This window comes from Neorickettsia sp. 179522 (assembly GCF_001593535.1).
Lineage (GTDB): Bacteria > Pseudomonadota > Alphaproteobacteria > Rickettsiales > Anaplasmataceae > Neorickettsia > Neorickettsia findlayensis.
In genome coordinates this window covers 283,426-304,753 of sequence record NZ_LNGI01000001.1, presented here as the reverse complement: position 1 = coordinate 304,753, position 21,328 = coordinate 283,426, and the positions used below count along the sequence as shown (strand labels likewise).

At 40.1% G+C, this 21,328-nt stretch carries 18 protein-coding genes; 10 read left to right on the top strand and 8 right to left on the bottom strand.

Going from position 1 to position 21,328, the window contains the following annotated elements; all coding sequences use genetic code 11:
* Positions 1 to 72 precede the first annotated feature (72 nt).
* Both surE and dusB read left to right on the top strand, forming a co-directional pair.
* Positions 73 to 828: a 5'/3'-nucleotidase SurE gene (gene surE / locus AS219_RS01490; protein WP_067979152.1), complete on the top strand. Its 756-nt coding sequence runs from the start codon at positions 73 to 75 to the stop codon at positions 826 to 828.
* 198 nt (positions 829 to 1,026) lie between these two features.
* Positions 1,027 to 2,022, top strand: coding sequence for a tRNA dihydrouridine synthase DusB (gene dusB / locus AS219_RS01485; protein ID WP_067979149.1), 996 nt, complete (start codon positions 1,027 to 1,029; stop codon positions 2,020 to 2,022).
* Between the two features lie 126 nt (positions 2,023 to 2,148).
* On the opposite strand, the gene AS219_RS01480 is transcribed toward dusB, so the two are convergent.
* On the bottom strand, positions 2,149 to 2,889 hold the full coding sequence (locus tag AS219_RS01480) for a hypothetical protein (RefSeq protein ID WP_067979146.1): 741 nt from the start codon (positions 2,887 to 2,889) through the stop codon (positions 2,149 to 2,151).
* A gap of 423 nt (positions 2,890 to 3,312) precedes the next feature.
* On the opposite strand from AS219_RS01480, the gene AS219_RS01475 reads away from it, so the two are divergent.
* On the top strand, positions 3,313 to 3,891 hold the full coding sequence (locus AS219_RS01475) for a pyridoxal 5'-phosphate synthase (protein ID WP_231861817.1): 579 nt from the start codon (positions 3,313 to 3,315) through the stop codon (positions 3,889 to 3,891).
* Positions 3,892 to 4,170: 279 nt separating this feature from the next.
* Here AS219_RS01475 and ppdK read toward each other — a convergent pair whose 3' ends face one another.
* From ppdK to AS219_RS01450, 5 genes are all read right to left on the bottom strand, one after another.
* Positions 4,171 to 6,765 (bottom strand): pyruvate, phosphate dikinase, encoded by a 2,595-nt coding sequence (gene ppdK, locus AS219_RS01470; protein WP_067979140.1) that lies wholly within the window; start codon positions 6,763 to 6,765, stop codon positions 4,171 to 4,173.
* Between the two features lie 110 nt (positions 6,766 to 6,875).
* Entirely contained in the window at positions 6,876 to 7,547 is a 672-nt protein-coding gene (locus AS219_RS01465) for a hypothetical protein (protein WP_231861816.1), read from the bottom strand.
* A 77-nt stretch (positions 7,548 to 7,624) separates the two neighbouring features.
* Complete coding sequence (gene proS / locus AS219_RS01460) at positions 7,625 to 8,935, bottom strand: proline--tRNA ligase (RefSeq protein WP_067979135.1); 1,311 nt, start codon at positions 8,933 to 8,935, stop codon at positions 7,625 to 7,627.
* Positions 8,936 to 8,940: 5 nt separating this feature from the next.
* Entirely contained in the window at positions 8,941 to 11,169 is a 2,229-nt protein-coding gene (locus AS219_RS01455) for an ATP-binding protein (RefSeq protein ID WP_067979132.1), read from the bottom strand.
* Positions 11,159 to 12,163: a hypothetical protein gene (locus AS219_RS01450; protein WP_231861815.1), complete on the bottom strand. Its 1,005-nt coding sequence runs from the start codon at positions 12,161 to 12,163 to the stop codon at positions 11,159 to 11,161. The genes AS219_RS01455 and AS219_RS01450 overlap by 11 nt, the downstream gene beginning before the upstream one ends.
* Before the next feature lie 423 nt (positions 12,164 to 12,586).
* Here AS219_RS01450 and rsmA point away from each other — a divergent pair, with 423 nt between their 5' ends.
* Complete coding sequence (rsmA, locus tag AS219_RS01445) at positions 12,587 to 13,375, top strand: 16S rRNA (adenine(1518)-N(6)/adenine(1519)-N(6))-dimethyltransferase RsmA (protein WP_067979125.1); 789 nt, start codon at positions 12,587 to 12,589, stop codon at positions 13,373 to 13,375.
* 232 nt (positions 13,376 to 13,607) lie between these two features.
* On the opposite strand, the gene AS219_RS01440 is transcribed toward rsmA, so the two are convergent.
* Positions 13,608 to 14,234, bottom strand: a complete 627-nt coding sequence (locus AS219_RS01440) for a Tim44/TimA family putative adaptor protein (protein WP_067979122.1) — start codon at positions 14,232 to 14,234, stop codon at positions 13,608 to 13,610.
* A gap of 125 nt (positions 14,235 to 14,359) precedes the next feature.
* Here AS219_RS01440 and secB point away from each other — a divergent pair, with 125 nt between their 5' ends.
* From secB to AS219_RS01425, 3 genes are all read left to right on the top strand, one after another.
* Positions 14,360 to 14,857, top strand: a complete 498-nt coding sequence (secB, locus tag AS219_RS01435; protein WP_067979120.1) for a protein-export chaperone SecB — start codon at positions 14,360 to 14,362, stop codon at positions 14,855 to 14,857.
* 280 nt (positions 14,858 to 15,137) lie between these two features.
* Positions 15,138 to 15,914 (top strand): TatD family hydrolase, encoded by a 777-nt coding sequence (locus tag AS219_RS01430; RefSeq protein ID WP_067979118.1) that lies wholly within the window; start codon positions 15,138 to 15,140, stop codon positions 15,912 to 15,914.
* A gap of 138 nt (positions 15,915 to 16,052) precedes the next feature.
* Positions 16,053 to 17,906, top strand: coding sequence for an ATP-dependent helicase (locus tag AS219_RS01425; RefSeq protein ID WP_067979111.1), 1,854 nt, complete (start codon positions 16,053 to 16,055; stop codon positions 17,904 to 17,906).
* Between the two features lie 262 nt (positions 17,907 to 18,168).
* Here AS219_RS01425 and nrdR read toward each other — a convergent pair whose 3' ends face one another.
* Positions 18,169 to 18,618, bottom strand: a complete 450-nt coding sequence (gene nrdR / locus AS219_RS01420; RefSeq protein WP_067979108.1) for a transcriptional regulator NrdR — start codon at positions 18,616 to 18,618, stop codon at positions 18,169 to 18,171.
* 261 nt (positions 18,619 to 18,879) lie between these two features.
* On the opposite strand from nrdR, the gene AS219_RS01415 reads away from it, so the two are divergent.
* From AS219_RS01415 to AS219_RS01405, 3 genes are read left to right on the top strand one after another with little or no spacing between them, the layout of a single operon-like run.
* Positions 18,880 to 20,286, top strand: coding sequence for a glutamine synthetase beta-grasp domain-containing protein (locus AS219_RS01415; protein ID WP_067979104.1), 1,407 nt, complete (start codon positions 18,880 to 18,882; stop codon positions 20,284 to 20,286).
* 6 nt (positions 20,287 to 20,292) lie between these two features.
* A complete protein-coding gene (hemJ, locus tag AS219_RS01410; RefSeq protein ID WP_067979101.1) occupies positions 20,293 to 20,724 on the top strand; it encodes a protoporphyrinogen oxidase HemJ in 432 nt (143 codons plus the stop codon).
* Positions 20,724 to 21,302, top strand: coding sequence for a thiamine phosphate synthase (locus AS219_RS01405; protein WP_067979099.1), 579 nt, complete (start codon positions 20,724 to 20,726; stop codon positions 21,300 to 21,302). The genes hemJ and AS219_RS01405 overlap by 1 nt, the downstream gene beginning before the upstream one ends.
* Positions 21,303 to 21,328 lie beyond the last annotated feature (26 nt).

The following is a 21,328-nucleotide window of genomic DNA, read 5'->3' as shown; positions in this document are numbered from 1 at the left end:
ATGGGAGCTATTTGCTGAACTAACACAATTGTATACACTTAGGAATCACATAGAGCGACTAAAACTGCTAGAATGCGTGCACTTATAACAAACGATGATGGATTTGATTCACCAGGACTGAAACTTCTCAGGGAATTTGTCCTAGGCATTGGCTTTCTGGATACCGTCACGGTCGTACCCAGAACAAATAGGAGCGCGTCTAGTCATGCCGTAAGCCTCGGTAGAAAGCTGAAAATTGAAGAAATTGCTGAAAACGTATTCTCGGTTGATGGAACCCCGGCAGATTGCGTTATAACAGCTTTCTATGAACCCAGGCTTACGAAAAGTGGTATACCGGATGTTGTATTCTCTGGTGTAAATATTGGTGCAAACTTAGGAATAGACACTCTATACTCGGGAACTATAGCCGCGGCCATGCAGGGCATGCTATTTGGAACAGCTGCATTTGCTTTTAGCCAGTTTTATTCTTCGACTCCCAGCACTATGACCTGGAACATAGACAGTCAACACATAAAAAAATACATACTTTTAATGCTTGAAAAAGTTGACATCCTAAAAAATTGCGTGCTGAACATAAACATCCCCGAATGCAAGGTTATAGGCGTAAAACACGTGCCGCAATATAGGAATATCAATGTCCTAAACAAAAAGGAATCTGTAATTAAAACTAGACCACATGAAGAAGGTAACGAAAAGTATATTACGATCGAAACAACGTCTTCTCCGCAGTTTTGCCAATTCCTCAAAAGTGGTTACGTAACAGTGACCCCAGTTGGTTGCGACCTCACAAACTATGCAGCATTGAAGCTTCTTGATAGCTCGTCTTAGCTTCACATAGTATTTTTCGTGTGGACAAATGCAATCAAGAACATTCAGAATACTTAAAGCAGAAGAGGGTTCGAGGTCTCTATTGCATTTTCGAACGTTAGCGCCAGAATGACGTCTCTAGTATAAAAGAGCAAATTGAACAGCTGTATACAAAATTAATTGGTGAATTTGCTAATCTTATCATTTTAGGGAAAATCAATGAAACTCAACCTGACCAATAACGTAAGCATTGACAACGTAATTCTAGCACCCATGTCTGGCGTAACTGATATGCCCTACAGGGATCTTGTGAAAAGCTTTGGCGCGGGACTTGTGGTGTCTGAGATGATCGCAAGCAGAGCTATGATACTACAAACAAAAGATGCAATGAAAAAAGTTTCTTTATCTCCTAGAGAAGATATCACTGCTATCCAATTAGCCGGATTCGAACCAGAAGTAATGGCGGAAGCAGCGAAAATCAATGAAGATATGGGCGCCAAAATTATTGACATTAATTTCGGATGTCCTGTTAAAAAAGTGGTCAACGGATATGCTGGTTCCTACCTAATGAAAGATGAATGTCACGCAGCAAAAATCCTCGAAGCAACAGTAAATGCGGTTAAAATACCAGTGACACTAAAAATGCGCACCGGTTGGGATGAAAATAATAGGAATGCTCCAAAATTAGCAAAAATCGCGGAGGACCTTGGAATAAAAATGATCACCATACATGGACGAACGCGAGCACAAATGTATAAAGGAAAGTCGGATTGGCAATTCATTCGGACAGTAAAAAATACTGTTAAGATCCCGGTAATAGCAAACGGTGATATAAAAACGTATGAAGATGCCGAAAGAGCTTTGGCAGAGTCCGGCGCAGACGGCATTATGATCGGCCGCGGAGCCTACGGAAAACCGTGGTCTATAAGAAATATGTTGCACTTCCTCCAAACAAGCGAAAGATTACAAGAACCTACACCACAGGAAAAACTTCCGATAATACTGAAACATATTCACTCAATATTTTCTCACTATGGCACTGAAACAGGCATAGGAATCGCAAGGAAGCATATTCTCTGGTATAGCGCAAATTATAAAAACTCCACCGAATTCCGGCAACAAATATGCCAAGAAACATGCACAAAAAAACTTCTCAGAAGGGTGGAAGAGTTCTTTCATTCAGCTTGCTGCACCACCAAACTATCGCAACAGTAACTTACACCTCATCAAAAATGTCAATGACGCCAATAAAAAAGAATAACTGTATTCGGTAGACCACCCCTACAAGTACACCACATGCGTCATTACTTCTATTCATAACTAGATGAACAGTAAAGAAAATTACCAAATACCCTTAATCCAGTTAGTACAATATCTGACACCATACATAAACAACTGAGAACCGGGGATTCTGTGCAAAAAGTTTGTTGTTCCACTGAGCAATGTAGAACTGTGCAACGTACTTAACATGCCGTTCTCATAACATAGATAGAATTCCTGTAAAGATATGGATCCCTCCCTAATAGCTTCGTACAACTTAGTCAAGTTGTTTAGCGTACCGGTATAATCGAATCCTTCAGAGGTATCAACAGCATCTTGGTATCTTGATAGTTGACTCAATACCTTAAAACAAATTTGCACGGGAGCTTCTTTATCATTAGATGCACCAGCGCTTGTTGGGTCATCTCCCAAGACAACATTAAACAACTCAGCAAAACTACGAACTTTTTTATGCGGAACCACACCCACAGGAGGAAGAAAAAATTCTTCGGCAACAAGCTTAAGGAGACCCTTAAAAAGATATTTCTCTTTCCCCACAAAAAATCCCTCATTCTTGGGCCCTGCATAATTCAGCACTGTCACGGAGAAAACATCACAAACACCATTTTTCTGCTCTACAAAAACATCGGCAAAAAGGAGGAGAAAAATCGCATTTACACTCTCATCATTCTCTTCAATTGCTAACTTCTCAACTACATCATCTTTAATGAAAACGTAGTCACTGAAAAGTTGTAGCAGATTCGGATGACCCAGAAATTGAATAATCTTACCCTTCTCTCTTTCACTAAAGACACGCGGCATAAACCGACAATTCCAATCGTAAGCTCAAGGCTAAGACAAGGAACTTAAAAAAGGCTAAATCTAAGATAGATTATATATGCTTATGTATATCAGGATTATAGACTTAAACTAACATAAGATAGACTGTACCAAACAGGGCGGTTATGTCACATAAATTGAATTGCCCAGCGTATACACGGAAACAGATCACAGCATCCTGCAAAAAATGTCAATGGAACGATCTAGCCTATCTCGCATAGCCATTGACATTGGTTTGTATATATCTTTGCGGTTCGGATAAAGAAGTCTTAATCCATAACACCCTACTTTACCATCAACACAAGGTATATAAGTGACTCAGTTGCGTTTGCAACTTCCCTTTTTTATGAAAATTTCCTTGCGTGAAAAAGTAATGTATGATTCCTGCATCACGATTAATGTATAGTGAGCTTGGTAAGCTTTTTAATGGATGCAGATCCAATCACACAGTTTTTGCTATGGCAAAAGGATGCTGATGCTTATGATAGAACTGCTGCCGTGCTTGCAACATGTACGAATAATATTCCTTATGCGAGGACGGTTTTAGTCAAGGATGTTACCGCAGACGGATTTACATTCTACACTAACGCCAATAGCACCAAAGGTAAAAACCTGTTCGATAATCCAAAAGCAGCGCTCGTGTTTTACTGGAACGAAAGACAGGTTATCGGGCGTGGAGAGGTCTTCCTTGTCGATGAAAAAGAAGCAGACACAAACTTTGCCTATCGCCCGCGAAAAAGTAGAGCTGTCACTACAATTTCTAAGCAGTCTCAAGAATTAGTAAGTGAAACACTCTTTCTCAGTGAGGTGGAAAAGTTAGAAAACTCAAGTGATCCGATAAAACGACCAAAACACTGGGTAGGGTTCCGTTTAAAGCCTCACACTATGGAGTTTTTTCTTGCCGGCGAACATAGGTTGAACAAAAGGTACCTATATCTTCTTCAATCGGATGGAAGGTGGAAAATTTCTAGGCTGTATCCATAGCTGTTTCAGATATAGACAGGTACCTATATCTTCTTCAATCGGATGGAAAGTGGAAAATGTCTAGGTTGTATCCATAGCTGTTTCAGATATAGAAGGATATACACTGAGAAATTGACGTTAGGTAAGGAGCTGCGTCCACAGCGAGAGTCACTTGGCAAGAAAGGAGTGCATTGACCAGGAAACGTGCAATCTAGGTCAGTTCCACTCCTCTTATGTGCTAAGCGTGGTAATTAACAAAATTGAAAAATCGCTATTTTCCGCAAGACCCAACTAAGGAATCTAATTGTTTTGCTTTGTCTTGATGGAATGCTGTGCAGCCGCGACTTTCGCAACCGGAACCCTATAAGGTGAACAAGAAACATAGTCCACACCAGAAGATGCGAAAAACTCTACAGAATATGGGTCACCACCATGTTCACCACAGATACCTACCTTGAGTGTTTTGTTCGCACTCTTACCCTTTTTGATAGCTTCCCTGATCAAGAAACCAACACTATCAACCTGAATAGAGATAAACGGATCTTCCTTGAACAAACCCTTTTCCTTATAGATATTCATAAACATTCCGCAATCATCTCTCGAAATGCCCAAAGTCGTTTGAGTGAGATCATTAGTTCCAAAACTAAAAAAGTCTGAATTCTCGGCTATCTTGTCGGCAAGAATTGCAGCGGAAGGCAACTCAATCATGTTCCCTAATAAATAATCAGCCGAATACCCCTGCGCAACCGACGTAACAAGCTGTTTTATGGCACACAGTTCATCTGCGTTCATGATAAACGGAATCATAATCTCCAGTTTTACACCACCAACTTCTTGTGCCGCCCCAAAAATCGCATGAAGCTGCATCTCATATATCTCAGGATGAGATATCGCTAGCCTACACCCACGATGTCCCAGCATCGGATTCTCTTCTTTAAGTGCCTTTATCCTTCTTTGTATGAAAGACTCTTCAAGAGCAGAATGCTTCCTAAAACTCTCTAAGCTTGCCTCATCAGCTGGCAAAAATTCATGTAACGGTGGATCAAGTAGTCTCACTGTGACGCACTTACCATGCATTTCACGAAAGATTGCCGTAAAACAGTCCTGTTGAATAGGAAGCAACTTTTTTAGAGCTACACTTCTCTGCCGTGGATCCTCCGCAACAATCATATCGCGGACTATATGAATCCTATCCTCGGAGAAAAACATATGCTCAGTTCTGCAGAGCCCTATCCCATCCGCTCCAAACTTTAACGCTACTTCGACATCTTCTTTCGTTTCAGCATTTGCCCTCACAGATATTTGCCTAAACTCATCAACCCAACCCATGAAGACGCTAAATTCATCAGAAAAACTAAACTCAGAAGTACTTGCATTTCCTAAGATGACATTACCACTCGCCCCATCAATTGTAATTTCATCTCCTTTGTTCAAAGTAACACCTGGAGCAATACGCAGAATCTGAGAGTATTGGTCGATGCTTCCGCCGGAAAGAGCACAAATACAAGGCTTGCCCATTCCTCTTGCAACAACGGCTGCATGCGAAGTCATACCACCCCTAGTCGTAAGAATTGCAACTGCAGCATGCATACCTGCGATATCCTCTGGACTGGTCTCACTTTTGACAAGAATCACCTTCTCGCCAGCTTGAGCCCGCTTTACTGCCTCTTCAGTGGAGAAAATTATTTTTCCGGAGGCAGCACCTGGTGATGCGGGTAGACCACTACCTATTATTTGATGATTTACTTCATCATCAATTCTAGGATGAAGTAAGCTTTCTAGCGATTTTGGGCTGATTCTGAGAACAGCTTCTTCCTTTGTTATCAATCCCTCATTTACCATATCGACAACAACCTTTATTGCCGCTTCTACAGAACGCTTTGCACTCCTCGTTTGAAGTATATATAACGCACCATTCTCAATAGTAAATTCGATATCTTGCACATCCCTATAGTGCTTTTCCAAGCTTTGACAAATTGTTTCAAGTTGTTCATACAATCTTGGATTCTCAGACTTCAATTCGGTAATAGGTTTAGGCGTTCTAACACCGGAAACAATATCTTCTCCTTGTACACACTTCATGTACTCACCGAACATCACTTTGTGACCACTGGAAGGATTCCTTGTAAATAGAACACCAGAACCAGAACACTCATTGAAATTCCCAAAGACCATACTTTGGATATTAACTGCAGTACCCACACTCTCTGGAATAGCATGAATTCTCCTATACGTCTTTGCACGCTCATTTCCCCAGGACTGAAAAACAGCCTCTATGCAAGCCATGACCTGTACATAAACATCCTCCGGTAAAGAAGCATGAGAATGCCGTTTTACAACTTCGTGAAAAACTTCTATTAGCTCGTGCAGGTCGCTTGTGCTGAGATCACTATCGCTTAAGATACCCCTGGCGTTCTTGTAGTTGTACAGCGCCTCTTCGAAATGATAGGACTCCACTTTTAAAACCACATCCCCATACATCTGAATGAGCCTTCTGTAGCTATCAAGGATAAACCTGTTACCACAAGAGCGAACGATCTCACTGTTTAGCCCTACATTAAGAATGGTATCGAGCATCCCTGGCATAGAAAACTTGCTGCCTGAGCGCACTGAAACCAAGAGCGGTCTTACTTTTGATCCAAATACCTTACCAGTAGAAGCCTCAAGTACTCGCAAGGATTTGCGCACTTCCTCTTCTAAAATCTTGCGGAAGAGACCCTTATCGCGGTGATAAAGCTCACAAGCACCCGAAGAAATTGTAAATCCTGGCGGCACCGGCAACCCCATGTTGCACATCTGCGCAAGATTCGCACCCTTGCCGCCGAGCACATCCAACATTGAGGCATCCCCGTCCGTATTAGAAGAGGAAAAATGATATATAAGCTTCTCTGACATCGGGAAGTCCTAGAATCACCTAGAAAGACAATAGGAAAGGCCACCCACATATATTAAAAACAAGAGGCAACATATGCAATATCTAGCGAGATTTAGACTATGGAAAATTTTCACACATTCAAGCCTTGCACAACAGACACATCACTTTGACTTTCAATACCCTTCACTTTTTCCACGCAAAAACATGAAGATGGAAAAAGTGTTGCCTGCCTGTGATAAAGCAGGTTCTGAAGCGCACCGGAGAACATAATACCCAAAGTTGCGGTTAGTATACCAACAACTATCGAAATACCAACAACAATTTCTGTTTTATGCTGTTCGAGATCAGAGAAAAGTTCTCTTATTCCCTTAATTGCAACGTATTGAACAAAACAAAGAAAACCTGCAGTTAAAAGGGAGATAGAATAGTAACACAGGTTTACAACAAGGTTATCTGGACTTGTGAAATTCTTCCACCACTTCTGAACAGCATTTCCTTCTCCTTGCGGTGGTTCTGTCTCCTCATACCTTGATAGATCCAAAGCCTTTAGCACTCTTATATTTCTTACGCTGTTGCTAAGTACGCAACCAAGAATTGGAAATACTAGACACAGAGCAAACACATACATCACCACCCTTGCTGCCAATTCATTTGTATTAGAGAACCACTCTTTTGATATTACGGGAATACCAACTTTTACAAAGAAACCAATAGCAGCAGCAACCCCTGAAAAAAGAAACGGTAACGTAATTTCTTTCAAAGCAGCTCTTTTTCTTAAGTACGCATTCTCACTCTTTAACAAGCGGGTAGATACTAGCAAAAGCTGCATTTCTTCATTTCCAGATGTATTCACACAATTGCTCCATCAAATATGCACCTCTATGTATGACTAAAAAACGAGATAAGCTCATTAAAATTGCGGTTTTCTCTCTTTGAATCAAGACGAAACTTCAACTCAACTGTCCCATCGACAAGAGCATTTTTCCCGACAATTATCTGGAAAGGCACTCCAATTAAGTCCATCCTGGCAAACTTCACACCTTGACTGTCATTTGTATCATCGTATATGACGCTATCCAATTTAGAAAAAATCTCGCTAGCAAAACCATAAGATTCCTCATGCAAATTAATGAGGCCAACCTTAAATGGTGTGACGGACTCTGGCCAAATAATGCCTTTGTCGTCGGAATGTACTTCAATGATCGCAGCAAGTAATCTTGAAATTCCAATACCATAGGACCCCATATAAAAATTTTTTTTGTTTCCACTTCTATCAGAGAAGCGAGCCTGCATAGGAGCGGAGTATTTTTCCCCGAATAGAAAAATATGCCCAACCTCTATCCCTTGCGCTGTGGAGATCCTACTGTTATTTTCCGCACTAGAGCTACTGCACTCTTCAGTAAAACAATCCAATTTCTGTAATCTCTCTATTATAGCAGATATTGCATGCTCATCGGAAGGATCAATTTTGCAAAACGTATCTACGAGCTCTTTCATCTCCTCCGGATAAAAAATTTTACCTTCTCCCCCTTCAGTCGTAGTAATGTGAAATTCGTGATTCAGACTACCACCTATCACTCCAGCATTTGCTCTACAGGGAATTGGATTGAGCCCAAGCCTCTTAAAAATGCGCAAATAAGACTGATATACTTTGTTGTAAGAGAGTCTAGCAGATTGCTGATCTATATCAAAACTATAGGCATCCTTCATAAGAAACTCACGTGCACGCATCAGGCCAAATCTTGGCCTGATCTCATCCCTAAATTTCCACTGAATGTGATAAAGAATCTTAGGCAATTGCTTATAGCTAGCAAGATCGTCTCTAACTATCGCTGTAATGACTTCTTCATTCGTTGGACCAAAAAGAAGCTCGTTGTCATGTCTATCCTTAAACTTCAACAGCTCCTTACCATAATCCGAATACCTTCCGGACTCTTCCCAGAGCTTAGCCAATTGAATGCAAGGCATTAGCATTTCATGCATTCCCATATAATCAAGCTCTTGCCTGATTATATTTTCGATATTTCTTAGTACCTTGAGACCCAAAGGTAGCCAACTATACAGACCGGCCCCACACTGCTTTACAAGTCCAGCACGCAAGGAATATTTGTGCGAGCGCAACTTAACTTCACTCGACACATTTTTCATAAGGGGTAAATAGTACTCGGATACTCTTACTTTATTTTTCATGCATTCTAACCCCTACCTTCAGTTAAGCTTATAACTTTAGAAATCAATTCATTAATCCCGAAAGGCTTCGCTATAAAAACCTCATCACGATTTTTACTGTCTAAATGCAACTTGTCACGCGTATACCCAGACATGAAAAGAACTTTTAGGTCCGCTTTCTGCTTTCTCATCTCCTTAACCATTTCCGGACCATCAATACCTGGCATTACGACATCTGTAATGAGTAGAGCAGCGGTATCTTTTTCTTCTTCAAATTTTTCAAGAGCTGACTTACTACTTTCATATTCGACGACACTAAAACCCTGACGACTTAAAGCTTTCACTAAAAAATTCTTGACAATTTTGTCATCCTCAACCAGAAGTATCTTCGCACCTCTACTTTTCTCTGAAGGAATTAAATCTTCATCAACCTTTCTTACATCACTAGTGACATCTTCGTATGAAACAGGGATCAACAGTGTAAAAGCAGAACCCTTACCTTCGGTACTTTCTACATTTATGTAACCCTTCATCTGTTTCATTATGCCATAAACAGTTGAGAGACCTAAACCTGTGCCTTTATCTACACTTTTTGTTGAAAAGAAAGGATTAAAAATTTTCGACAGTATTTCCTCGTTCATTCCACAACCATTGTCTCGCACTACAAGGCTTATGTACTCTCCCTTTAAAACAACCTCCTCATTTTGAGTGCCGCGAAGAACTGCATATTTTCTGTTTACTAAAGTTTCTGCAATTTCAACAGTAATTTCCCCACAAGTTTCTATTGCATCACGCGCATTGACTATTAAATTGATAAGACTTTGCTCTATCTCTGTCCTGTCGACCCTTACATTTTTCAGGCCCGATCTAATGACAAAAGTCAGTTTGATATTCTCTGGGACAAGCCTTTCTATAAACTGCCTCATACTTTTCACAACTTCTGCCATACTCAGAACCTCGGGATGTAGAGTTTGTTTTCGAGAGAAAGCCAAAATTTTCTTCACCAAATCTCTACCTTTTTTTGCGCTATACCTTATCTGAGCAATATTGTAGTAGTGCTTACTTTCCAGTCGAATATCTTCAAGTAAGATCTCTGCGAAACCCATTATAGCGGTGAGAATATTATTAAAATCGTGAGCTATACCACCACTCAACTCACCCAAAGAAACTATCTTCTGAGAATGCTGAAATTTTTTCTGCAAGTCACTTAACTCACTTAGATCAACAAGAAAACCTGCATTAAGAGTTCCATAACTTGAAAGGTAAAGTCGTGCACTATCACCGTTCTCCATTGAGAAGTTAAATATAGACGGCCTATCTCCACATTTAAAATCACTCAATCTATCGCGAAGAAACTGCTTTATCTGATCTCCCTTCTCGAATATGTCAAAAAAAGCATTATTTGCACTAATTATCTCTAAGTCATTGCTCATCAAAACAATACCAATGGATGCATTGTCCGCTAGTTCTCTAATTTCTTTCAACTTTGGCACTAAAACTCCATAATGTGTGTCGTTGAAATACCTTCTGTAATTTTGCAGGAAGAGACCTTTACGGTTTTGTTCTGTTAAATGAACTTCTGTTAGTGCGTAAAGCTTGTCCTCAAGAAAAGTTTTTCTGTAACTTGCCTCTTCAAAATAGCAAGCGCCTCTGAACTTCAATGAGTCACCTTTAACGCTATATAAGGAGATCCCTGCTTCTTGTAGAAGTACATCATAAATTTCCCTTGCACCAACTCTCCTGGCCGCAGCAATGAAATACCCTTTTGGACGAATCATAGGGATAATTTCTATCACCTGACCATCGCAAGGAAAATGGTGATACAGCACCCCTTCCTTGATATCAGAAATGAACTTCGCATATTTTTCTCCTAAAAGAGATTGTAGATTTTTTATCTTTGTTCTCTCATCTCTGTATACCACCTCGCCATCATTGGTGATAATCAAGTAGAATTCGGTCAGTGCCTTTGCAGCATTCGAGTAGAACATATTTTGAAATTCCGCTGCTGCAAGTACTAAGTGAAGCTTCTTTAAGTTGTAGGTAAGGAGAAGAAATACAATAATCCCGAATGCATAAACAAGCCCCCTAATTTCGCAAATACCTAACAGATCTAGCGAATTGAATCCAAAAACAATCGGAGCACCGCACAGAAACTGCAGTAACATCAAAATGAAAACTAAGAAAAATCTTCTCGGATACCTGATGACAAAGTTTAACTTGTTCTTTTTGATACCATCTATGTATCTACTTTTCATTTTCCTTCACTTTTCGCTTTAGATAATCTATCTTCTCTTCCGACACCATCTTATCTATAAGCAAAATCTCTTTTTCTGCTGCCAATTCATCTATAGTTGCATTCATGTTTGCCCTTTCAAAGGCATAGATATTGTTTAACTCTTTCAACTTATTGTTTTCGTTCGTACATTGTGCCACCTTATTTTTGCCCTTTTCAACTTCCCCCAAAAGAAAATTTATACCAGCATACACTTCACAGAGTTCGCGTATGTAGAAATGATATACCGTATCTTTGCCTGCGATGCTATTCAATAATTTTGAGATCTCCTTCCACAGAAAAAAACAGCAGCAAAACGAAAGACATAACCAAGCAGAGAATAAAAGAGCAAAATCGACAAAATTTATGATCGAGAACATGTTCACATCACTTCTATAAAAATAACATATTCTAATTGGAGCCATTTCGCTCGCCCTCATAAAACCATGCGAATACTGACCTTTTATAAGATTGAGAAAATTAGAAAACCTTTTATTTTTTAAATCGTAAAATTCAACCTTCCGATCAAGATTAACAGAAAGTAACACTTCATCATTCTCCTTTAAGATGGCTATTTGCATATGTGGATCTCCTTTCACCAAATCTTTCATTGCTGCAAACAAGTCATTAAGGGACAAGTAAAACAATAACCGCCCAGTGTTTTTAGGACTCTTAACAATAACTGTGATCGGCAAAACTGGTTCCCCTCTAGAAGAACCAAAATCTCTTTGGAGCAGCGATCTACCTATTGAAATAGCAGGAAACAAATCACTTCCTACTTGATTGGTCACTTCTTCCGTTTTATCACTCCTGGACCAGTACGCATATATCTTCTCATTCTTTTGATTGAAATCCTCAATTTCCCTTTCCACTAAGTCACTGTTAATTATTTTGTTACAAAGGTCTGTGATTTTTTGATACGCCCACTCAGTGGAGTGATTGAGTAGGACTTCCATTTTTGCTGCATACCCTTCCATTACAACCTGTACCCGGGACGCCTCAACCGCCTCACGTGATAAAGAAAAGATTACAACGCAAAAAATAGCACTTAGGATTAAATAGAGGCCGCTATACAGTGAAAAAGATGGTATTTGCAATGTAGTCTGGCATAATCAACTGCAAGATAATAGCAGAAAATAATATAAATCCTCAAACTAGAATGATTTTATATAAAAATTTGCAAGTAGTAAGTTGCATCTTTAATAGAATTGCACATTTATCCAAAAATAACCCTTGGTCTATCAAAAAAGAAAGTTGAGATTACGCATCAATTCACCCAACAATCAAGAAAGGAGATTTGCAAAAAATAGGCAAACAAATAGGAATCGTGTTTTGCTCCGCGCAAATTACTCCGGCTATACTGTGAATAGCGAACTCATTGATCAGAACAAGGAAAAAAGGTGCGACAATACAATAAACTGCTTGGACAACACTTTATTTACGATAAGAAATTGCTCGACAAAATAGTCAACACGGCAACGTCAGTAAAGGGTGAACACATCTTCGAAGTAGGTGCTGGACTAGGGACACTGTCTGCCGCAATACTTCTTAGAGAACCAGCTTCACTCATATCAGTCGAGAAAGATAAGAGATTTGCAGAGCCACTATCTTCACTAATGACACAGCATAAGAACTATAAATACACTTTAGGTGATGCTCTACTCATTCGACTAAGCGATTTGTATAAACAAGAAAAGGTCACCATAATCGCAAATTTGCCGTACAACATTGCGACACATCTGTTGCTAAGCTGGATAAATGAAGTAGAGTACGTCCGTGAGATGGTACTAATGTTTCAAAAAGAAGTGGCAGACCGTATCTGTGCGCAACCTAAAAACAAAAACTATGGCGCTCTATCTGTTTTGGTGCAACTTAAATGCGAAGTAGAACCACAATTTACACTCGCACCAGAAATCTTTACACCACCACCAAAGGTAACATCTACCGTTGTAAAGCTGACGCCACTAGAAGAAAAATGGCCACAAAATAAATCTGTTTTAGAAAAGATCCTGGTCGAAGGTTTTTCTCAACGAAGGAAAATGATCAAAAAAAGCCTATCGAGAGTTTTTAAAGATTCCGAAGCATTACATTCAGCACTAGCGCAAGTAGGAGCTAGTCCTGAAATGAGAATAGAAGAACTTAACCCCGAGCAACTTTCCAAGCTTTCTTGTATAGCGGGTATAGACTAACTTTAAGGAAGCGACGCGTCTTTAGAATTCGTAGGAAAAAGTTAACTTTAACAAATCCGACTCCTTCCTGTAGAGTGTGCAGGATACACAGACAATAAAATCGCACAGCAAACGCTCTTTTTGTCTACAATGAAAAAAATCACTGTAGAAACAGAGCACATCAAATACCCAAACAAAAACCAAGCTAAGCAAATACCCTGGTAGCAAAACGAATGAATAATCCGATCATGCTCTAGGAAAACTCGCATACAACCCAGCTATTGTGGGGCGACTTCAATGATCTTTCAAATACCCATTTATCCTCTATCACTTCTATTGTGTCGCGGTCCCCAGACAGTATGTGGCCAGTATCATCGCGTACAACATTAATTTGCTCGGAAACAAACCGTACGGTCGCGTACAAAACACCTTTTATCACACTAAGCTTAATCAAATTCTTCGACCGCAAAGCAACTAAAGTCCTCTCAAGAGTATTACCACGGATCTTGCGCTGTGCTACTTTCTCAGAGACAACGCTAAAGGCTTTTTTGGAAAGCAACTTTGATAAAACCTTTAGGTCGCAATCAGCAAAAGCCTTGGTGAACATTTCAAAAGCACGCTCAGCCCCTTCCATAAATCGATCTGTCGAAAAATCTTGTTTCCATAAAGATTCGATCTCTTTTTTCGCAGACACAATACCCTGAAGATCACCTGGAGCAACATAAGTAAATTGATCGACCGTCTTAACCTTCTTTTCGAGAATTTCTTTTACTTCTGCGGCCTTGAAACCAAGCTCGCGTTCGACAGAGACCTTACCAAAAGATGCATAAAGCCTGTTGAAGATAAAAAAAACCAATATCGCGTACAATATTAACTCCATAAACCACCAAAGAGACTCATACAAAAATAGTACTACTAAACCAAAACATGAAACAGGTGGACAAAAGGTCACACTTACTCTAAGCTACATCTACAGTATCACTTATATTTGTAAAGAATACAAAAATGCCCAACAAAGACGAAATTACCAACGATGAGGTACAATCTGATAGCGAAGGAAGCCTGCCATTAGCACGACCTGAGGGTCAGTTCATGAAGTCAATAGCTCTCGATACACCTAACTCTCCGGAAGTGTTTAGCATCATGAAAAATCCTCCGGAAGTCGATGTACAGTGCAATATAGATAGCAGAATAATAGACGAGAGAAATGATATATATGAAGTAATCCTTGATTTGAAAACTGAAGCGCGCATAAAAGATAAGGACTCTTCAGATGAAACACGGGTTGCGTTCGTTTGTAAGTTGAAGTACTGCGGTGTCTTTACGATAAAGAATCTCACTCAGGAACAACTGAGGCAGACATTACTTGTCGAAGCACCTACGCTGCTTTTCCCATTTGCGAGAAGAATCATAGCTACAGCGACAACTGATGCGGGTTTTCCGCCTCTGATGCTTGCACCTATAAATTTTGCTCAAAAATACGCTGAGAGCCAAAAGAGTTAACTCTTTTTCCGAGTTTGCGTTCTGCTTCCATGCATTTCAATATGTTATTTTGTTTCAGTTGTGCTGGGTGCAGATTCGCATAGCGGTGCTCTACAAAATTGTATGCGCTGCTCTTCCTTGCTTTCTTTGCACGCCTTTCGTCTGCCTCATAGTTGAAGTTTGATGTGTATCTCGTGAACGATTTTGCCTCTAAGTTTCCCCTTATGCCTTACCCGCATCACTACTCTCCCGATCATGATACCTGAAGCTTTTAGATCCATTTTCTAAATCAGATTGCCAAATGATTTTCGATTCGCATTGCCATCTCCTTTTCTACAAAAAAGAAGAAATAAAAGATATCGTCGAAGAGGCAAAAAGAAACGGCGTAGGAGTCTTGCATAATATCGCAACCAACTTAAGTGAAGTTGAAGATCTGCTTTCACTTTCTGAGCAATTCTCCAATGTCTACTGCTCCGTAGGTGTACACCCAAATCACGTCGCAGAATGTGAGTCCCTAAGAGAAACACTCATATCATTGGCAAAACACGAAAAAGTGATAAGCATAGGCGAAACAGGATTAGATTACCATTACGACTACACTACAAAAGAGGCTCAGCAGGAATCATTTAGAGAGCATATAAGGGCAGCATTGGAATCAAACCTACCACTTATAGTTCATTCGAGAAATGCTGAAACTGATACAGCACATATACTGGAAACTGAGTTGAGCAATAGTAAAACATCAGTAATCCTGCATAGTTTCGCTTCATCTAGAGATCTTTTCGAAGCGGCAATAAGAAATTCTTGGTACGTATCATTTTCCGGAATCGTAACGTTTAAAAACGCTACAGAAGTACAAAAAATAGCCTCCGAAGTACCATTAGAGAGAATGCTCATAGAAACCGATGCACCGTATCTTTCTCCTGTCCCGTTTAGAGGCAAAACAAACTATCCCTCGTATGTTGTGCACGTACTGAAGTACATAAGCGAACTTAGAGGCATTGAAAGTGAGGAATTGTCGACAAAGCTAATGGAGAATTTTCTCAGGGCATTTCCAAAGGTCGTTCGACCAACATGATATGCCGCTTGACGCATAACTCGGAGTAGCATCCCATTTGAAGAGACACTTAGGCAAACAAAGTGCAGTACCACTAAAAAAGCATGTAGAAGAAAAGAATATGTGGTACGATCTGGGCACATTGTACAACCAACAATTATGAATCTGAACTATGAGCAAAGACTTGCCGTAGAAACCGTAGATGGTCCTGTCTTGATACTCGCTGGTGCGGGAACAGGTAAGACAAAGACGTTGGTACATAGAATAGCCCACTTGATTAAGTCAGGGTATGCGCACCCAAATCAAATTATGGCCGTTACCTTCGCGAATAAAGCTGCAAATGAAATGATCCAGCGCATCAACGAGATCGTTGGAGAAATGAAGTTCCACTGGATTGGGACATTTCATGCAGCAGCAGCTAAGATCCTAAGAATAGAAGCGGAAAAACTTGGTTTTAAACCTGACTTTACAATACTAGACGTAGATGACCAAGTCAGAATGCTTCAGAAAGTTGCACAAGAAAAGAAAATCGAAGCAGATAAAGCTCTACTCAAGAAGTACCTAAGCCTGATCTCGGCATGGAAAGATAAAGCCTTCACTCCAAGTAGGGTGAGATTCAACAATGCGGCAAACACATGGTTCGAAAAACAAGCACTCTCCATATATGATGCTTACCAAGAAAAACTCAAGGAAAACAATAGCATGGACTTTGGGGATTTACTCATGCACAACGTTACCCTTTTCAACAAAGACGCGGAAACCTTAGAAAAATACAAAGAAAAATTCAGATACATCATGGTGGATGAGTATCAAGATACGAATTTATGTCAATATCTATGGCTGAGGCTATTAGCACAGAAGCACTCAAACATCTGTTGCGTTGGAGACGATGATCAATCAATTTATGGGTGGCGCGGCGCAGAAGTAGGTAACATCTTGAGGTTCGCAAAAGATTTTGAAGGAGCAAAAGTTATCAAGCTGGAACAAAATTACCGCTCGACGAATAAAATTCTAACTGCCGCGCACAATATCATAAAAAATAATCAGTCCAGACTAACAAAAAAGCTGTGGACAGCATACCCGAGTGGTGAGGAAATACAGATTGTTACCTACATGGACAGCGAACAGGAAGCAAGAGCAATTATCAGAAAGATAAAGGAAAGAAAATTAGTGTGTCCCTACAGCGATACGGCCATCCTTGTTAGGGCAGGTTTTCAGACGAGAGCCTTCGAGGAAGCAGCCATTCACGAAAACGTTCCCTACCGCGTCGTGGGAGGACTAAAGTTCTACGAGAGAAAAGAAGTAAGAGATATTATTGCTTATTTAAGACTCGTTACCAATCCAAATGATAACCTAGCCTTTGAAAGGATAATAAACACTCCGAAAAGGGGTCTAGGGCAAGCATCCATGAACAAGATATATAACTACTCACTTGAACAAGGTTGCTCGATGTTTGAAGCAGCTAGAAAACTTGAGGAAAACGAAAAACTTAAGAGCACAGCGCTTCTGACATTTGTGAAACAAGTTAAAAAATGGCAAGAAGACTCTCTTAATCACAGTTTGCATGACTTGCTAAAAAAAATTACACTGGAGTCCGGGTACATATCCGCATTAAAAGAGCAAGATGAGAGCAGGATCGAAAATGTTGACGAACTTTTCAGAGTAATCCAGGAATTCGACGATGCCACGGATTTTTTACAACATGTGTCACTTTTGACAGAAAGCGATACACAAATAAATAATAGCGATGCTGTCAATGTGATGACCTTGCATGCTTCTAAAGGACTGGAATTTGAACAAGTATTTCTTCCAGGTTGGGAAGATGGAACGTTTCCGCATGCAAGGTCGCTATTTAGCACTGAGCAAATTGAGGAAGAGCGTCGTTTAGCCTATGTGGGAATAACAAGGGCTAAGAGGTTTTTAACAATAACGAGCGCTAATCGAAGGCTAATAAGAAACTCTTGGCAAAACACTGTAAAATCGAGATTCATATTAGAGTTAGCAGAAAAATAAAATAACAGCTCAGTTCGCAGGTAGGCAGAAGTGAATTTATACCCTGGCCAAAGATAAACCCTGCACTCAGCAAGCATAAAAAGCAGACCACCAGCTTCCTACTTAGGTGCAAGACTTAATCTCCAACGTATGACCTTATGCAAGAAAACATCATGAGCAAATCAGAAATGCTTTTCACAATTCCAAGTGATAAAAATCCCCATTCTTAGGTAAATACGAAAAAGCATTGCAGTTGTTTTCTTCACATGCTAAAGCCACCTAGCTAGGAAGTGATACTGCCTATTACCCGAATAAAATCTTCTTCGTTCTCAAAGTTCATATAAACGGACGCAAACCGAATAAAAGCAACTTTGTCGAGAGTAGCAAGCTGTTCCATAATCAGTTCTCCAATAAGCTTTGCAGTTATCTTCGCATCATGAATGCGTTCAATCTTATAAATGACGCAATTCATTAATTCATCTACTCTTTCTCGTGTAACAGGTCTTTTACGTAATGCAATTTCCACCGAACGCACCGCCTTTTCTCTGTCAAAACTTTCACAACTACCGTTCTTTTTAATAACCTTTATTTCTTTGAGTTGTATAGTTTCAAAAGTAGTAAACTTAGCACCACATTCGCCACAAAAACGCCTTCTTTTTATGAAGGCACCTTTATTCACAGAACGTGAATCTCTGACATTAGTATCTCGATTACCACAGAATGGACATTTCATATAAATCGAATGGAAAATGTAAAATGAACTCTCGCGCCACTAGTTATTAAAAACGATCAGCTCTAAGAGCTAATCGCATAGAATACAGATTTACCCAAACAAGGTAAAGACAATTTCGGTAGGATCACTTGCGTTATCAATCAAATAGCTTATGTTGTTAACCAAAGACTTTTCTCAAAAGCACCTTAGAAGAAACTCAAAAACAGATTGCACAATCGATGAACGAATAATACAATTACCGTTGGTTTTTTTACTACACAAGTGACAAATAACAGAGCTGCCTCTATACTGGAGTTCGCTGCTAAAAATGAGATCAGACTTATTGATTTCAGATTTACTTCGACCACCGGAAAATTCTTGCACATCACGCTTCACAGCGATAGTGTTACTACAGACATTCTTACACATGGTATTTCATGCGACAGTTCGCTGATTCAGGGCTGGCATGACATGCATAAATCCGATGTGGTGCTCGTACCAGATCTTGAGTTGGGCAGTTCTTTCTTAGACCCCTTTGCTGCACAGCCAACATTGTGCCTTATCTGTGACATCATGGAACCACGCGGATGTAGTTCTTATGAACATAGTCCACGCGCAACAACGAAGAGAGCAATGGAATTTTTACGCAGCACCGGAATAGCTGAAAGGGCTTTTTTTAGTCTCGAAATGGAATTTTTCGTACTGGATGATGCGAGGTTTGCCGTCAAAGAAAACGGTGCCTTTTTTGAGCTAGATTCATCAGAAGGGATCTACAATTCTGGCAGACGGTACGAGTATAATAATCACGCTCACAGAGAAGGCAGCAGAAACTGTTATCTGACAAGTCAACCTTCAGATTCTGTAAACGACATAAGGGCAGAAATTCTGGAAACACTCAGAGAGGTAAAAGTAAAACCATTGATGCACCATCATGAAGCTGCATCGTCGCAATGCAGAATAGGCTTTTACCACGGAGAAGCTTTAGAGACTTCTGACAGTGTGCAAAAATGCAAGTACATTACACGTAACGTAGCTAGTTCTTATGGTAAATCGGCTACTTTCATGCCTCAGCCGTTCAAGGACTACAATGGCAGCGGGATGCACTTTCACATATCGCTCTGGAAAAATGAGCAAAATTTGTTTGTACCTCAGGATCCAGGAGAGGAAGTTTCACAATTATGCAAATACTACATTGGCGGAATAATAAAGCATAGGAAAGCGCTAAATGCCATTTTGAACCCGCTAACTAATAGCTATAAACGCCTGGCAAACATCGATGATGCAGCTTATGGGCCGAATCATTTGCTTGGAAACCGTCTAACAACAGTGAGGATTCCACACTGTAGGGAGGGTGATTCTTCCGGAAAGAGAATAGAGGTTAACTTTCCTGATGCGGGTACTAATCCATACATCGGAACCGCTGCTTTAATTATGGCAGGTATAGCAGGTATACAGGAGAAACTACTACCGGGAGCTGCTGTGGAACTCGAAAAATCCTCAGAAGTTTCTCTGTCTAAGTCTTTAGAAGAGGCACTCTTTGCACTCGAAACCGATCGACAATTTTTGACACAGGGTGGTGTGTTCACGAATGATCAGCTTGATACCTATGTAAAGCTTCTACGTGATGACTCCGAGGAGGTATCAAAACATCCTGTACCAATTGAATTTATAAAGTACTATAACGTCTAGAATCGTATGAGTATTGGAACCGATTGGATGGAGGCGCTTCATATCATTGTTGTCACAATGTGGATGGCAGGCCTTTTTTACCTACCTAGAATCATGGTCTATCACGCTGACGTGGATGTTGGCACTGAAACCGATTCTGTTTTTCGTGTGATGGAAAAACGTCTCCTCTGCTATATTATGACACCCGCTATGATAGTAACTATTACGCTTGGCTTGCTGTTGGCGGTCGATACAGGTCACATTCTAAGTGCATGGCTACATCTAAAATTACTCTTTGTGGCTGCACTGGTGTCTTTGCACATATTCTTTTGGCGATGTTCCGTCGCTTTTAGTAGAGGGTGTAATAAATACTCAAGCACATTTTTTAAGTTTGCAAATGAAGGAGTCACAATTGCTTTTATTGCAGTTGTTATACTGGCAGTGATAAAACCATTTTAATGTTCTTCAAGCGCTACGCACACCTTTTTAGATGGTTATTTGTGATCGAGAGAGGACATTCGCTGTCTGAAGTTCCGTTTGTCTTGAAACAGCTGCCTCTGGGAAGTCTCGTTATGCTGCGGTGTTACGAGCATTTACAAAGAAAAAGCTTGGCACACTGGCTTTCAAGAATGTGTAGGAAGTTGCGTTTGACCTTTCTCGTTGCTGGCGATCCATTTATCGCACTTCTAACACGTGCATCAGGATTACATGTAAGGGAGTCAAGTTTTAGCAAGATGAGAAAGTGGCGGTACTTCAAAAAGCAGTGGTTTATAAGTTGTGCATCACATAGTGTAAAACAAAATCTAAAAATACAAGCAGCTGGTTTTGATGCGGCACTTTTCTCCCCAGTTTTTCACAACAAGAAAACTAACTCCAATGCGATGGGAGCTGTAAAATTCCTTAAATACCAAGCTTTCACAAGAAAAATTAACGTTTTTGCATTGGGAGGCATAACAAAAGCGAACATATGGAAACTGAGAGAAGCTGGGCAAAAAGTTGGTATTGCAGGAATTAATTTGTATAATGACCGTCTGTGAGCTTGAATACAAAATTCTAGCACCCA